We start from the raw sequence: 14,981 nt of genomic DNA, 5'->3' as shown, positions 1-14,981 counted from the left end.
CAGGACAACCATGGGTAAGCGAGTTACCCTGAGTAAGTGACCAGGAGCCCGATACCGCAGCGTCAGGACCGGATCGACGACGCCACCTGCCGAGAGTCCACGGCGGGCCTGGAGTTCGTCGGGCGCCGCTGGACCGGCGCGGTCATGCTCGCCCTGGGCCGCGGCGCGTCGCGGTTCGGGGAGATCGAGGCCGCGGTCGACGGGATCTCCGCGCGCCTGCTCACCGCCCGGCTGCGCGAGCTGGAGTCACACGACCTCGTCGAGCGCGAGGTGATCCCGACGACGCCGGTCTCCGTGCGCTACCGGCTCACTCCGCGCGGCCGCGACCTACTGGCGGCGATGCAGCCGTTGGTGGCCTACCACCTGCGCTGGGGCGACTGAACGGTGTGCGCCGTCTCGTCCCGCGCCGCTCGGGAGAGGGACAGGTCCTGCAGACGAGCACCCTGGTGGACGCGGACCGAGTGACACGCTGACGGCCGCGCCCGGTGCTCAGCTCGCCGACCGGTGCCGACCGGGACCCGGGTCGCCGACCCGCACCGTGTTCGGGAAAGACCGGTCATGGGGGTCCGCCGACTGGCAGCATGTGCCCGCTCGGCCGATCAGCGGCCCGTGTCCCGGGAGCCCGCCGTGCGTCGTGTCCTCGCGCCCCTCCTCGTCTGCCTCATCGGCCTGGCCGGGGGCGTCCCATCGTCCACGGCGTCGGCCGGCCCGAGCCTGGCTGAGCCCACGTACGCGGTCGAGCGGCTGGGCGTGGGCCACTATCCCGGCGGCGTTCCCAGCGACTCCGACTTCATCCCCGATGTCGAGCTCACCGAGCGCGGGGTCTTCCATATCCACCGAGGGCGCGGGTGGGTCTGGTCCTACCGATTCGGCACCGACGACCCCTGGGTCAAGGCACCCGTGACCCTGCCCGCAGGCGCGATCACCGGCGCCGGAACCGGGGACTTCGTCGCCGCGGCCTCGCTCTTCGAGAGCGGTGCGGAGGTCGCGTCCACGATCCGCACGGTCGAGCTGGGCGGCACCAACTTCGCGACGTCGTCGCGGGTGCACGTCCCACGCATCCCCGACACGTCGCGGAGCGTGCGGCTCGCCGCCTCCGGCGACCGGCTCTACGTCGCGATCGCCCAGGGAGCTGCCGGCGCCGCCCGCAGTGCTGTCCTGCTCCGCAGTGACGATCGCGGCGCGACGTGGGACGCGCACCCCACGGATCTGATCGCCGCGGCGGGTCTGCCGGACAGCGGGCCCCGTCCCGTGATCCAGCTGCGCGCCGAGGGCGACCTCGTCGCCGCGGTCGTCGGAAGGCACGTCCTGGTCAGCCGCGACGCCGCCACCACCTTCTCGCCGCCGACGTCGCTCACCCCGATCGGGGGTGACCAGGGACCGGTCACGGTCGCCACGGACGGCGACACCGTCCGCGTCGCCTGGTTGCAGCAGACGGGGCCGGCTGCGCCGGAGCTGCGGAGCGCCCTCGTCGCCGATGGCTCCGTGACCGACGCGACGACGGTGCCGACGGCGCCCAGCCCGCTCGCCCAGGGGGTCGACACCGAGATCGTCCTTGCTGCCCTGGGGTCGACCTATGCGATCCAGGTCGCGGACGGCCGCCTGGTCAGCCTCGATCCGGACGGCGTCTGGCGATGGCCGCTACGCACTGAGCCCAGCCTCGGCAGCCACTGCGCGCCGGGCTGCTGGAGCCTTCCCGACACCGTGTACGGCGACCGGCTGGTGCACCGCGGATACGGCCGCTACATGTACAGGTTCGTGGACCGCACGCCGCCGCACATGACAGTGCTCGACGGGCGGGCGCCGGTGCTGCCGATGCATCGGACGGTCACGACACGCGTCGATGACGAAGGCGGGATCACCGGGCTGACCTGTCGGCACACGCCCGGGCGGGCGTCCACCAGCTCGCCGTACTGCTATGCCATGGGGAACCGGCGCGAGGGCGTCCACACGTTGACCACAACGGTCAGCGACGAGGTCGGCAACGAGGCAGTGCTGACACATCGCTGGATCGTCGACGGCACCGCACCGCGGGTCCGCGTCACACGGGGCGGCCCGGCACTCGTCTCCGATCGAGCGATGGGCTGGTCCTGGCGCACCGCCGACACGCACGGTGTCGGCCGGACAGCCGCCCGGATCGTCCGCACCCCGATGCGCCGCGCGGGCGTGGTACGCCGAGCGGTGCCCGCGACATCGACGTCGTACGCCGTTCGCCGACCGCGACCGGGCGAAACGGTGTGTCTCGAGGTCAAGGCGTGGGACGTGGCCGGCAACCGGGGGAAGTCGGTCTCGTGCACCTCGGCCATGGCCGACGACGCTCGGCTCTTCGGCGCCCTGCGTACGGTCTCGGGACGCTCCTATCGTGGTGGCACCGCCAGCCTGTTGCCGCCCGGTCGACGCGTCCGCACCGACCCGGCCGATCGGCGCGGCGCCGTCAATTGGGCATTCCGCCTCCGCACCTGCCCGAGCTGCGGGTCCCTGCTGATCGCCACGAGCCACGGCGACAGACGGGTGGACCTCCGATCGGACCGCGAGGGGTTCACGACGGTGTACGCCAGGAGGCTCGACGCATCGCCGCGGTGGACCAGGCTGAGAGGTCTGGTCGCGACCGGGCAGGTCGTGGTCGACGGCTACTGGGCCATCGATCTCTGACAGCTCCTGCGGGAGTCGTCTCCGGCCTGAATCGAGAGGTGAAATCGTGAGCTCACGGCCGCTGGTGACGCTCGGCCTGACGTTGGTGGTCGTGCTCGGGGCGCTCGCCTGGCTCCTGCTCCGTGCAGGCTCGACCGCGGAGATCACCGGCGCCGCCGACAGGTTCACCCCTGCCCCGGAGTGGACGCTCGCTGAGGAGATCATCGAGCCTCCCCGGCTGATGTGCATCGGTGCTTCGGTGCCGTGCCCCAGCGTCCACCGCCGCTATGAGTCCGCCGCATTGTTGAGCGCCGCCCAGCTCGAGCGGCTCGGTGCCGACGCGGGCGCCGAGGACTGGACGCTGAGCGGCACCTGCCAGCCGGACGCCACCACCACCGGCACTTACACCGTGTGCACCGGCGAGGGAACCATCGGGGCCTACGTCGTCACCGTGAGCCAGGCAGTGCATGCCGACGCGGCCGCCGCCGGCCAGGGCCCCGGCCGGCTGGTCGTCTCCGTCGAGAAGGCCTGAGCGCGGACACGCAGCCCGCGCGGCCAGCGGTCCTCGGGTCCCCCAGATGGTCTGTGCCTGGCCTGGGAGCCGTGTCTGAGGCGCTGCCCCATCTCTCGTCCACGTGGCCGTGCGCTGACCACTGAGCAACCGTGCCCCCGGCAGGATTCGAACCTGCGACCGGCGGATTAGAAGGCCGCTGCTCTATCCAGCTGAGCTACGGAGGCGGGGGGTCAGAACTACAGTCGGGATTAACCTCGGGACAACACCTGTGTGATTCAGCCCTCTGTCGCCGACCCGTGGGACAGTATGCCTCAACTGCAGGTCGGGCTTTGAGTTCCGGCCCTGCTTGCTCTCGTCGCTCACTGCGTGGCATCGACACGACCCGCAAAGTGCCACTCTCGAGAGCGAGGTAGACCTTTGCCGCGCCGAAGCTTCGTGCGCTGTGCGGTTTGAGCAATCGCAGAGTCGACGTCGGCGCGGCTCCCTCCCTGCTCCGCTCCCGCCATGCGAGAGCCGACCGGAGCGGCGGAGCGTCACCACACGAGTGGGCTGCTTCGTCAGTTCGGACAACCCCGGGCGCGGCGTCGCGTTCTACCGAGCGGCAGGACCAGTCGGCAACCGAGTCGGTGCCCCGTTGTCGGAGAGCGCCGACCCAAAGGGCGACGAGGCAAACCATCCACCGAAGACAGACCGCCGACGCACCCAGCCTGGGCGGCCAGCACGCGACAGGTTTCGGCCGTTTCCCTTGGGCAAGTTGGAAACCCGCGGCAACTACGGTCGACACGCCGATCGAGACTCACGGACCTTCCGCCCAGAATGAGGCACCTGCCTCAGTGAGAGCCAGTTCCGCTTCCATCCGTCCGCGGGTCTACCCACGAACCTGCGGATGGACGGCGCTGCTTTTTCGACTAGGCAGGAGGACATGCGGCAAGTGTGATGGGAGGACTCGGGCGTGGAGGTAGCCTCGCGCCTGTGTCAGATCCTGGCCTCTTCACGTCATTCGTACGGGCGAACCGTCCACTCTCCTCCCACCTACATGGCCTGCCCGGTGTCCGCGCCTTGGTGGAACGGGTCCGCACCGTCGGCACAACCGAGCAACTTGAACGGTTTCGTGGCCACGATCTGATTGCTCTGATCGCAGGATTCCGACCAGTGACACCGAGGCTTGGCCCTCTCCAACAAGGGCGCGTCGACGAGGCCAACGGCGAGTTGGCGGAAGATCAGCGAAAGCACGAGCATCGCGACGACGAGATTTTACTTTCGCCGCGAGGTCGAGGGCGACCCCGAAGCGCTCAGATACTGGCCTGACGCCGTCGATCCCGTGCCCGACACAGTCGACGCCGAGCTTATGGAACGCATCGGGTGGCCACGAGAACCTCTCCCGCGCCTCTGAACAGGACGTTGCCGAATACTGGGGCTCAAGTCGACGTGGCAGCTCAATATGGTCAACGAGAGCGGGCCGTGGGCGCTGTACACGTACGTCGATCTCACGAGAGAGGAGGAGCGTGCGTTCGCGCGAGACGGATCACTCCGGGAACTCATCGGACAGCGCGATGACCGACTGCGATCGATCGTGGCAGCGATCAGCGCTCAGGTGGACCACTTCTTCGACGAGGAATTGCCCGCCCAGATCGGGAACCTAGTCGAAGACCGCGCCAGCGTGCTCGCAGACCGTGCAGCACTCGTGCGAAGCCTGGAACTGCCGGAACAGTGGTCGTCCGAGCCACCCACGCTGGAGGAGGAGCCTCTCTCAAGCGACGGCGCCCCCGCCGAGGATTCCATCGAACTTGAGATGTCGGCTCATTACCGGCTGAGCCCGAAGTCCTTTACAGACGTCCTGGGCAGTATCCGCGTCTGGGCCAACTCGATCGAGCAGAACCCACGCGGTTTTAGCCACCTCGACGAGGACTCGATCAGCGACCTCCTCGCGGCAACCCTGAACACCACGGTCTCACGCGCCGGCCGCGAGGTGTATTCGAAGAGCGGCCGCACGGACATCTATATCGAAGCAGACGCACTCTCTGCTGGATCAGGGCCCGCCAAGGTCTTCATCTGCGAGTCCAAGTGGGTACGTGGCCGCGCGTCAATCTTGTCGGCACTGGAAGACCAGATATTCCGGTACGCGAACGCACACACCACCTCAGCCGTACTGCTAACCCTCTGTGAGCACAAGCGGTTCGCTGCAGCCCATGAACGGGTGGTCACGTGGGCGTCGGAGGCGAAAGGGTTCGTCGCCCCTCCGACGGAGAGCGGCGTCAGTGGATGGCCGTTGCTGAGTTATCGAGTAGACGGTCGCCTCATCAACGTCTGTATTGCTAGTGTCTCCGTGCCGCAGGTGACGACTCGCGAGGACAAGCCCAAGTAGCACCGTACCGCAGTGAAACAGATCGCTTATCGCCCAAGTGCCGATCCTCCTCGCGAGATCGATGATGCGCCCTCTGAAGATCGAGCTCGTGCTCGCATGGAACTGCTCCGGAGGATGGATTCCTTCACGAACACTTTCTGACTAATCGGTGAGCGGTAGAGCCTCCTCGTAGCGTCACTCCCCCGCGACAGCGCTAGGGCCTCGTGTCCTTGAAGACCCCGCTACGTAGTAGGTGGGCGAACACTCTGGCTGCAGCGACCGCCGCTTCCTGATGGTGCTTGTCCCCCTTCTCCTCGTCGGCCATGTCGCAGACGGCCTTGATCACGGTGGCGTGCCGCCCTGCGGACTCCGCTGCTCGCACAACGCCATACGACTCCATGTCAATCGCCGCAAGCTTCCGGTGCCGCTCCTGCAGCCCCATGCGAAAATCCTCGTTGGCGACAACCTTCTCCCCGCATGCCATCACCCGATTGTCCGCCTTCAGCGTGATCCCAGCGTCCGACAACTCCACGGCGTGGGAGGCGGCCCGTCGAACTATCTCAGGGTCACACTCACGTGAATGGTCGCCACGTCGTTCCCCCGTCGAGGAGATCTTGGCTGACTCGTAGTAGATGACGGTCTTTGGAATGACGACGTCTTGCAACTCGACCTCTCCAGGAACGCCCGCGCAGATGCCAACGAGGACGACGTGGAACGCTTTCGTACGAAGGATGGCGTCGCGGGTCTTGAGCGCGGACCCGACTGATCCCATCTCATCCATATTCACGACCCTGACGAGCCACTCTTCGCCGTCTTGGTCCTTAACGGTGGCGCGGACGGACGGGGCCGGCCCGTTGCCGTACTCAAGTTCTTGGAGGACAGCCTCGTACTCCTCGGTTAGAGCGGTAACGACGAGCACGTCAGCTCGTTCGGCCGGCACGGCGTCGTACAGCTCGTACAGCGGCGCCGTGCTCGCAGCAGGATTGCGTTGAGCCAGGAGGCACTGCTCGGAGAGCTCATCAGCGCTGGTTTGCCAGTCACCATCAACAAAGAGGGGGGCCGCGCCTAAGACGCTCACGAGCTCGGAATTGTTGGGTGCGGTCAGCTCAGACTCATTCACCAGACTCCGCGCGACACCGTTGCGGGCCACGAAGATATCTAGGTACGGCTCCAAGCGCCAGATCTGCTCCGCCTGCTCTTGGGTAAGCCTTCGTTCGGATACGAGCAGGATGTCGATGTCCGAGCGCACACTTCCTGTCCGGTCCTTCCGAGAGCCGAATAGGTAGGCTGTCAGGTTCTCGATGTCCAAGATCTCCGCGACCTCGAGCAACAGCCCCTTGAGGTCGACATCTCGGGTAGGTACGCGACCGCGGGATCCTCTTAACGCCATGTTGCGGATTATCTCGTACTCTGGCGAGGATGTATGGGGATCTCAGCTTACGCTCGCAGGGGCTTCCTCTGGGAGGGAACATCGGGCTTCCACACGCAGCGGGTGCCGGCCCATACGAGCATCCCACGCCGGCGTCTTACCGGCTCCCTTCTGTTGCCAACCGGTCCGGCGTAGCGTCTTGTCCGCGGGTCCGGGAAGTGGCTGATCCGAAGTGTCGATGAGCAGGGGAAGGTCGACCGCGCTGGATTTTGAGACGCCCTGCAGTGCCCTCCCGGACCCGTGCCAACGTCCTCGACGGCGGCGCGTTGAGCGTCCTCGAGGAGTTGGCGGTAGATCGCATCTGAGATCCTGCGCTTGAGGCAGCGGATCGCCTCGAGGGGCTTCTTGCCCTCGGCTCGCTTGCGTCGGTAGTAGGCGCGGCCGTCGGTGTCGAGCCGGATCTGGCTGATCGCGGCGATGTGGATCATGTGGTTCATCCGCCGGTTCCCGGCACGTGAGAGACGGTGTCGGTTCTGCTCACCAGAGGAGGCGTCGAGGGGTGCGGTGCCCGTCCAGGACGCGAAGCGGTTGCGGTCGGCGAAGCGGGTCACGTCACCGACGTCGGCCAGGACACGGGCTGCCACGACGGGGCCAACACCATGAAGGTCCATCAGCCGGGAGCCTCGGGCCAAGACGATCGACTTCAGTTCGGCGGTGGCCTTCTTGATCTTGGCCTCGACCGAGACGAGTTCGGCAAGTTCCTCGGAGGCGATGCGTCGGCGGGTCTTCCCGGCGATGTCGCGCGGCCTCACGCTGGCCAGCATCGTTTTGGCCTGACCCGTGGTGAGGTCGCGTTTCGCCTGCCCTGGCAGGAGTTCAGCGAGCAGTGCCTGGAGCCGGTCGACGGTCTGGACCCGCCGCCGGGTGAGTGCTTCACGGCGGTCGGTGAGCATTCGCAGTGCCTCGAGTTCACCGTCGTGCTGCAGCACCCGCAGGGTCGTGGTGCGCACTGCGACGGCCGCGACCGCGTGCGCGTCGTGGGCGTCGGTCTTGCGGTTGTGCCCGGTGTCGAACAGTCGCACTCGGGCGGCGGGTTTCGCGGGCACGTCGACCACGTACTCGCCGTCTTCGAGGAGTCGTTGCGCGAGCGGTCGCCCGGCGCCGTTGCTGCCTTCGACCGCCCAGACCCGGTCCGGCCACTTCCTGGCGTAGGACCGCATCGCGGCGTAGCCGGCTCGGTCCGTGGTGAACCGACCTGATCCGAGCATCTGCTCGCGCTGACCGACGACCTCGATCGTGACCGACAACTTGTGGGGATCCACCCCGATGATGACCTGCTCGACCTTCTGACTCATGTGCTGCTCCCGCCTCTTCGATCCGATGTGGACGGCGAGGTGGGCATTGCTACTACGAGCAGGGCAGTCCCTTCTTGAGCCACGCCTCGTCACGGTGACCGGCGGGCCGCAGACCGATAGCGAGCCACACCAGAACAGCCGGTGGGCAGCCGCATAGAGAGCTGCCCGCCGATCACCTGGACCGAGTCTGGCCGGACGCCGGTCCTACGGGAATCGTCTAGTAGCCGCCCAGGGCCCGCCGCCTCCGGCCGCGGAGGTCCGCGTCACCGAGCCGGTGTTGTCAGTCCTCGGGAACCGCAGGCGTCGCGGACGATCACCCAGATATCTCCAAACGTCACGGCCAACAGTCGGGCGGCGCCAGTATCCTCCGCGGCATGACCCAGGACCCCGATGGCGACCCTCAGCACCTCCCTGCGAGGCGAGACACTCGTGGAGCCATCCTCGGTGTACTGGCCGGAGGGATCATCGGCGTCGGGGGCACTCTCGCATTGAAGGGTGGCCTTGGCTGGCCCAATCTCGGCGACCTACCAGACACGATCTGGGTCGCCGTCATCACCACATCCGCACTCGTCGTACAGGGATGGCTGACTGGGAGGCGCGAGGAACGAGTGCGGAGCGACGACCGCCACGAGCGCACCCAGGATCGCGAGGCTGAAACGCACCGGCGCGAGCAGGAGCGTGCTGACGCGTTGACCGAGCGTTGGCGGGATGAGCGAAAGGAAGCGCACGCGTATCTCCTTGAGGCCTTCTCGCTTGCGATGGACGCTTTTCGCGCTGCCACCAGCAAGGCTGGCTTGGCTCGCTTGCTGGGGTACAGCAAGGAGGACCGGAAGCCCTTTCAAGACGCGGCAGCCGAGGCCCACGAGCTAGTAGAGAAGCAGTTGGCTGTGGTGCACCTGCTCGCATCGACGTCAGCCGCCGAAGCAGCTGAAGCCGCCGTCGGGCGGCTTCGCGGGGTCTGGGCGATGGTGATGTCTTTCGACATGAATGAAGACGATCCGGACAAGCGGGATGAGGATGTGAAGAAGGCCGAGGCCCGAATGGCAACCGTCTACGAGGTGCGGGACGCGTACAGACAGGCTGCACGTCAGGACATCGGAACCGTTTAAGGATCTCGGGAACTACCTCAATCTGTAGTCCGCCGGTGAACGGGACGTCGCGTCAATCCGCCGCTCTGCGGACGCGCGCTACGCAGACGCCGGACTAGGGTCGCGGACCCAGGAGCTCGGCGCGTTGGCGGCGGGCGGGCTGAGCCAAGCCAGCCGCCGTACGGAGCGTTCCATGTCCGACTCGACCGTCTTCCCGTTCCGGCCCACCACCTTGACCACGGCCCAGCTCGCAGCCGTCTCCTACCTCGCCCGCTACTCGGGACGCACGCACAAGCTCTACGCCTACCAGCTTGGGCGCTGGTTCACCTGGTGCGAGAACCACGGACTGGATCCACTCCTCGGTATCCAGCGTGCCCACGTCGAGCTGTACATCCACCAACTCGGCGAAACCGGCCTGATGGACTCCTCCATCGTCACGATGATGCACGGCGTCCGCAGCTTCTTCCGGTTCGCACACATCGACGGTCTGATCACTGCCGACCCGGCCGTCTACGCACGCCTTCCCAAGGTCCAACACGACGAGTCCCGCACCCAGGGACTCGACCGACTCGAACTCATCCGCTTCCTCCAGGTCGCCCAGACCCTCACGGTGCACCACGGAGCGCTCGCATTCCTCCTCGGCATCAACGCCCTGCGCGCATCCGAAGCAGCCGCGGTACGCATCGAGGACTACGCGGAAACGCTGCGGGGACACCGAGTCCTGCACCTGGTCGGCAAGGGCAACAAGCCCGCCACCATGCCGATCACGATCCCAGTGCTGCGTGTCCTTGAGGCCTGCCGAGGACAGCGATCCGACGGGCCGCTCGTCCTGAGACCGACCACGGGAAAGCCGATCGACCGCCGAGACGTCTACCGGATGGTTGTGCGGTCGCCAAGGTCGCGGGGATTCCTCGGCACATCAGCCCGCACTCGCTGCGTCACGCCGCCATCACCAACGCTCTCGACGCCGGCGTCCCGCTGCGCGACGCGCAAATCCTGGCGCGCCACGCCGACCCGCGCACGACCGAGCACTACGACCGCGCCCGCGGAAACCTCGACCGACACGGCGTCCACTTCCTCACCGCTTACGTGGCTGGAGTGTGAACGTCCTGCGTCCCGTGCGCCCAGAAGGATATGCGCCGCTTTCCGAGGGAAGACAAGGCCTTGTCGCTGACACGTCGCGACGTTTCCTCGTTTCCCCTCCGGCGATTCAGGCCATTCGACTTCAGGACGCGATGTAGGCCAGCATTGCCCCATGGCAGCCGGCGCGACGATGCACACGTTCGAGATCGAGCTGGCCGACATGGATCGGGGCGTCTACGAGCAGTTCACGGTTCGGGCGGCGCGGCATCCGTCGGAAACCGAGGCGTACCTCCTGACGCGTGTGCTCGCCTACTGCCTCGAATACGAAGAGGGCATCGCGTTCAGCGAGGGGATCTCGGCGGCCGCCGACCCGGCGGTGCTCGTGCGCGACCTAAGCGGGAGGCTGCTGGCCTGGATCGAGGTTGGGGCGCCGGACGCCGCGCGCCTTCACGCGGGCAGCAAGGCTGCTGAGCGCACGACCATCTACACGCACCGCGACCACACCAGGGTGCTGGCGCAGTGGGCGGGCGCGAAAATACATCGCGCAAGCGAGATCGTCCTGCACAACTTTGATCCCGGGTTCATCGATTCCGCCGTGGACGCGATCGAGCGCCGCAACGCGCTCACGCTCACTGTTACCGAGCGGCAGCTCTACCTCGAACTAAATGGCGTGCACCTTTCGTCGGCGGTCCACGATCATCCGATCAGTTAGTGGCGCGGGCTCGCCTCGCTATCGGCCCCGCTGTTGCCGAGCAGCACTTCATCGGTGCCAGCAGGCCACGCCCACTCCGCCGCCTGTGGGCGCCGCCAGAACCTTCGCTCGTCCCGATGAGCGGGAACTCCGACACCTCCCGTCGCAGACCCCAGCCGGCCCGCTCGAGTTGGTTTCGTCCGGGCTTGGTGCCGTCGTCGGTTCGTCGGTCGACGAGTCGGAGCTGGGCACGTCGACCAGGAACCGGCCAGATTCGTCGATGACCATGAACTGCACTGTGCGGAGAGAGTCGGCGACGCCTACCTCAACGAAGTGCCCGCGGCCCATCTGCCCGGCGGGAAGCTCCTTCGACGAAACTACGTCGAGGCCGCCGACCTCTTGGACGAAGGCTGCGATCTCGGCCAGGTTGGACCCAAGGTCCTCGTCAGACATCTTCGCAGTGACTTCGCAGGCCAAGTCGACGTCTTGTGCCACGGCTGCTTGCAGGAGAGCGCTGACTGCTTCGACGGCCGTGTCCCGTCCACTCTGGCACGCCCCCGCGGCGGGCTCTTCCTCGTCGGAGGAACACGCGGTCAGGGCCAGCGCGAAGACCGAAACTATGGCGAGGCAGCTACTACGCTTCACAGAATACCTTTCAGACGTGGTGGCCGAACGGGTCTGCTGCACGAACTGGTGACAGTTTGACCTGCCCCACAGCCTGGTTTCCAGATTCAGTGATGAGTCGAGGGCCTGATTGAAAGGCTCCGACCGTGCCTCGTCCCTACCCACCCGAGTTCCGCGCACGTGCTGTCGCGCTGATCCGTTCCGGCAAACAGGTGAAGCAGACCGCCTACGAGTTGGGCATCAGCGCCGGCTGCCTGCACAACTGGGTTCGTCAAGACCAGATCGACCGCGGAGAACGCCCCGGAATCAGCACCAGCGAGTCCGCCGAACTCCGGGCCGCCCGGCGTCGCATCCGGGAGCTCGAGACCGAGCTCGCCATCGTCCGGCAGGCGGCGAAGTTCCTGGACCAGGACAAGCCCCACCCAAAAGGGTTCACCCGGTGATCGACCGCTTGGCCGGCGCCGGGATGCCCGTTGATGTCGCTTGTCGAGTCCTCGGGGTCTCACGCCAGGGCTATTACCGCTACAAGCGCCGACCGTTGTCGGCAACTCAGATGCGCCGCCAATGGCTGACCGGGCTGATCCGAGAGGTGCACGTCGCGTCGCGGGGCACCTACGGGTACCGCCGTGTCCACGCCGAACTCACGATGGCGATGGACGTCCAGGTGAGCTCGCGGTTGGTGTCGGTGCTGATGACGCAGGCGGGGATCTACGGCCTGCCAGGCCCGGCACGGGTGAAGCGTCTCAAGGGCGTCGCGACCTCAGGTGACTTGGTCAATCGCAAGTTCCACCGGCTGCGACCGAACGAGCTCTGGGTCACCGACATCACTGAACACCCCAGGCGTGAAGGGAAGGTCTTCTGTGCCGCGGTCCTGGATGCCTACAGCCGACGGATCGTGGGCTGGTCCATCGATTCTCGCCAGGACGCCACCCTCGTCGTCAACGCCCTGGACATGGCCATCCGCAACCGCCAACCCGACCCAGGCGGCATCGTCCATGCCGACCACGGAGTGCAGTTCACCTCGTGGGCGTTCGGGGACCGGATACGCAGCGCAGGCCTGCTGCCATCGTTCGGCACCGTCGGCGACGGCCTGGACAACGCCATGATGGAAAGCTTCTGGTCCTCGATGCAGATCGAACTCTTGAACCGCCGCAAGTGGAAGACCCGGGTCGAATTGGCGAACGCGATCTTCGAGTACATCGAGATCTTCCACAACCGCCAACGACGCCACTCCGCGCTGGGCTACAAGACACCGATCGAGTACGAGCTAGCCTCACCCGCAGACACCGTTTCCGCCTGAGAACTCATCACGACGAGTGGAAACCAAGACGTGGGGCAGGTCACAGGTGACAACCGAACCTTCAGCAGTCCCCAGCGGCCGAACCGAACCTGTCGAAGTGGCACCTAAGTGGGCGTTCGCCGGTAATCGCCCGGGTTTGTGCGTACGGTCCCGGAGGCATTCCCGTGAGGCAAAGGACCACAAACAAGTGAACTTCTGCAGCAACTGCGGCCACCAGCTGGCTGACGGGGCGGCGGGCTGCAGCAACTGCGGCGCCACCTTCGCCCCGGCAGCCGCGACCGCTTCCCCGACCACCACCCAAGTCACCCCACCCCCGCCTCCGCCGGCCGTCGCGCCGCAGGTGACGCAGGCGCCGCCCACCTCTGCAGGTGAGCCCCCGGTGACGTTCGATGCCCAGAAGTTCCTGGGCCGTCTCCTCGTCGGGAACTGGGTCGGTGCTGGCGTTGTCGCCGCGGCGACCCTCGCGGCGTCCGGGGTCCTCTCGTTGATCCTGGCGCTGCTCATCAAGCCCGAAGGCTTCGGCCTCGACAACACACTCACGCTCACCGCGACGCTGATGACCGCAGCGTTCGGTGCCGACCTCCTCATCTCCCCCCACGGCGACCTGGATCTGGACGCTCTCGGGTTTGTCGGCGCCTTCCCGCTGACGATCACCTTGGTAGCCCTCGGTGTGGCCGTGTACCTGTTCCGCCGCATCACCGCGCAGTACACCAACGCGGTCGTCGCCGCTGGTGACGCTGCACGGACCGCCCTCATCACCGGTGCCGGGGCAGCACTCGTCGCGGCGATCTTCCGCGGGGACAATGACGCCCTCGGAGCAGGCCTCAGCGACCTCGAGGCCGACGACAGCGACTTCCTCGTCGGCTTCGGCGCCTCGGTCGCCGGAGCGCTGTTCATGCCGATGGTCATGGTCTCCTTCGTGCTGGCCATCGCCTGCCTCATGCGTCGCGACTGGCTCCACCCGAAGCTGCAGCTCGTGCACGACTGGGTCGCCGCACCGCTGGCCGGGTTCACCCGCATGCTTCTGCTGCTCCCGATCGCGGGCGCCCTGTGCGTGGCCGTCCTGCTGCTGTTCGGTGACGGCAACGACACCTCTGAGATGGACTCCGACGAGTGGATGACCCTGATCGGTCTCGGAATCGCCTACTTGGCCAACCTCGGCTTCGGCCTCATCGGCCTTGGTGCCGGCGTCTCGGCCGGAGCGAACGGCGTCGGGACTTACACCGGCTCTGGCGAGTCGGGGATCGATCGGTTCAGCGAGATGCACCGCCTCACCTTCTTCACCGGCGAGGGTGACGAGCCCGGCCTGTGGATCGCCGTCGGTGTCATGCCGCTGTGGCTGCTCGTCGGCGCGTTCCTCGTCGCACGGGCCTCCCGCTCGCGCGATCAGGTGCTGCGCAACCAGCTTGTCTGGGTGGGCTCCTTCCTGCTCTTCATCCCGCTGCTGGTGCGCCTGAGCGCAGTTCACGCCGGCGTGGACGTGAACATGGACACCGATGAGGACCCGGTCGACCTTGGTGGGCTCTACTGGGGCAGCGGTGAGCTCGACGGGTCCCTGTACGTAGGACTCTCCGGTGTCGCCGCGACGTTCCTGCTGCTCACCTTCGCGTTCTTGGCAGCGCTCGCGATCTCCGCTGCGACCGGCGCCTTGGACCTCAAGCAGCTCTCCACCCAGGCGCGTTCGCTCGCCAAGACCATGCAGACCCAGCCGGGCGACCAGCAGCCCGCCGCGGGCACCCCGCAGCAGTCGGCCGCCGACGCAACCGACACCTCGACCCAGCCACCTGCCCGGAGCTGAGCCACTCACCACCCACGTCCCCACAGCCCAGGGCCTGACCTCACCCCAGGGGTCAGGCCCTGCGCGTTCTGGCGGTTTCCCCGGTTTCAAGTGGGGCCTCCGGAATGTGACGCCATCGCGGCAGCGTCCCCGAGAAGGCACTTGTCGTAATTGACGCACTTCACGGCGACGGCGCGACACGCCG

At 66.8% G+C, this 14,981-nt stretch carries 11 protein-coding genes, 1 tRNA gene and 1 pseudogene; 9 read left to right on the top strand and 4 right to left on the bottom strand.

Annotated features, from left to right (window positions below; all coding sequences use genetic code 11):
- The first annotated feature begins 36 nt into the window (after positions 1-36).
- From HBO46_RS05110 to HBO46_RS05100, 3 genes are all read left to right on the top strand, one after another.
- Positions 37-381 carry a winged helix-turn-helix transcriptional regulator gene (locus tag HBO46_RS05110; RefSeq protein WP_207950483.1) on the top strand — a complete coding sequence of 115 codons (345 nt, stop codon included), beginning with the start codon at positions 37-39 and terminating at the stop codon, positions 379-381.
- A 246-nt stretch (positions 382-627) separates the two neighbouring features.
- The gene (locus HBO46_RS05105; RefSeq protein ID WP_166140065.1) at positions 628-2,652 is read left to right on the top strand and encodes a hypothetical protein; all 2,025 of its coding nucleotides are present in this window, start codon (positions 628-630) and stop codon (positions 2,650-2,652) included.
- A gap of 46 nt (positions 2,653-2,698) precedes the next feature.
- On the top strand, positions 2,699-3,163 hold the full coding sequence (locus tag HBO46_RS05100) for a hypothetical protein (RefSeq protein ID WP_166140066.1): 465 nt from the start codon (positions 2,699-2,701) through the stop codon (positions 3,161-3,163).
- Positions 3,164-3,295: 132 nt separating this feature from the next.
- Here the strand turns inward: HBO46_RS05100 and HBO46_RS05095 are convergent.
- Positions 3,296-3,369 (bottom strand) — tRNA-Arg (locus HBO46_RS05095).
- 1,217 nt (positions 3,370-4,586) lie between these two features.
- Here HBO46_RS05095 and HBO46_RS05090 point away from each other — a divergent pair.
- Positions 4,587-5,510 carry a hypothetical protein gene (locus HBO46_RS05090; RefSeq protein WP_166140067.1) on the top strand — a complete coding sequence of 308 codons (924 nt, stop codon included), beginning with the start codon at positions 4,587-4,589 and terminating at the stop codon, positions 5,508-5,510.
- Between the two features lie 193 nt (positions 5,511-5,703).
- Here the strand turns inward: HBO46_RS05090 and HBO46_RS05085 are convergent, their stop codons facing one another.
- Together HBO46_RS05085 and HBO46_RS05080 are read right to left on the bottom strand one after the other, a co-directional pair.
- Positions 5,704-6,879: a 5'-methylthioadenosine/S-adenosylhomocysteine nucleosidase gene (locus HBO46_RS05085; RefSeq protein ID WP_166140068.1), complete on the bottom strand. Its 1,176-nt coding sequence runs from the start codon at positions 6,877-6,879 to the stop codon at positions 5,704-5,706.
- A gap of 47 nt (positions 6,880-6,926) precedes the next feature.
- Positions 6,927-8,213, bottom strand: a complete 1,287-nt coding sequence (locus HBO46_RS05080; protein WP_224769381.1) for an IS110 family RNA-guided transposase — start codon at positions 8,211-8,213, stop codon at positions 6,927-6,929.
- A 374-nt stretch (positions 8,214-8,587) separates the two neighbouring features.
- Between HBO46_RS05080 and HBO46_RS05075 the strand changes: the two genes are divergently transcribed.
- From HBO46_RS05075 to HBO46_RS05065, 3 genes are all read left to right on the top strand, one after another.
- Positions 8,588-9,322, top strand: coding sequence for a hypothetical protein (locus HBO46_RS05075; protein WP_166140069.1), 735 nt, complete (start codon positions 8,588-8,590; stop codon positions 9,320-9,322).
- A gap of 172 nt (positions 9,323-9,494) precedes the next feature.
- Positions 9,495-10,475: a tyrosine-type recombinase/integrase gene (locus tag HBO46_RS20905; protein WP_166140070.1), complete on the top strand. Its 981-nt coding sequence runs from the start codon at positions 9,495-9,497 to the stop codon at positions 10,473-10,475.
- A gap of 81 nt (positions 10,476-10,556) precedes the next feature.
- Entirely contained in the window at positions 10,557-11,096 is a 540-nt protein-coding gene (locus tag HBO46_RS05065) for a YaeQ family protein (protein ID WP_166140071.1), read from the top strand.
- Positions 11,097-11,144: 48 nt separating this feature from the next.
- Here HBO46_RS05065 and HBO46_RS05060 read toward each other — a convergent pair whose 3' ends face one another.
- Positions 11,145-11,864: a hypothetical protein gene (locus HBO46_RS05060; protein WP_166140072.1), complete on the bottom strand. Its 720-nt coding sequence runs from the start codon at positions 11,862-11,864 to the stop codon at positions 11,145-11,147.
- On the opposite strand from HBO46_RS05060, the pseudogene HBO46_RS05055 reads away from it, so the two are divergent.
- Positions 11,846-12,999, top strand: a pseudogene (locus HBO46_RS05055) (IS3 family transposase). The gene HBO46_RS05060 and the pseudogene HBO46_RS05055 overlap by 19 nt on opposite strands.
- A 379-nt stretch (positions 13,000-13,378) precedes the next feature.
- A complete protein-coding gene (locus HBO46_RS05050) occupies positions 13,379-14,797 on the top strand; it encodes a hypothetical protein (RefSeq protein WP_166140073.1) in 1,419 nt (472 codons plus the stop codon).
- Positions 14,798-14,981 lie beyond the last annotated feature (184 nt).

This window comes from Nocardioides ochotonae (assembly GCF_011420305.2).
GTDB lineage: Bacteria > Actinomycetota > Actinomycetes > Propionibacteriales > Nocardioidaceae > Nocardioides > Nocardioides ochotonae.
Note: the sequence above shows the minus strand (reverse complement) of the source record. Positions and strands in the feature narration are given on the sequence as shown.

Excerpts from the sequence above, each read along its gene's own strand:
- HBO46_RS05090 (WP_166140067.1), top strand. The coding sequence starts at position 4,587 with ATGGTCAACGAGAGCGGGCCGTGGGCGCTGTACACGTACGTCGATCTC.
- HBO46_RS05085 (WP_166140068.1), bottom strand. The coding sequence starts at position 6,879 with ATGGCGTTAAGAGGATCCCGCGGTCGCGTACCTACCCGAGATGTCGAC.
- HBO46_RS05080 (WP_224769381.1), bottom strand. The coding sequence starts at position 8,213 with ATGAGTCAGAAGGTCGAGCAGGTCATCATCGGGGTGGATCCCCACAAG.
- HBO46_RS05075 (WP_166140069.1), top strand. The coding sequence starts at position 8,588 with ATGACCCAGGACCCCGATGGCGACCCTCAGCACCTCCCTGCGAGGCGA.
- HBO46_RS20905 (WP_166140070.1), top strand. The coding sequence starts at position 9,495 with ATGTCCGACTCGACCGTCTTCCCGTTCCGGCCCACCACCTTGACCACG.
- HBO46_RS05065 (WP_166140071.1), top strand. The coding sequence starts at position 10,557 with ATGGCAGCCGGCGCGACGATGCACACGTTCGAGATCGAGCTGGCCGAC.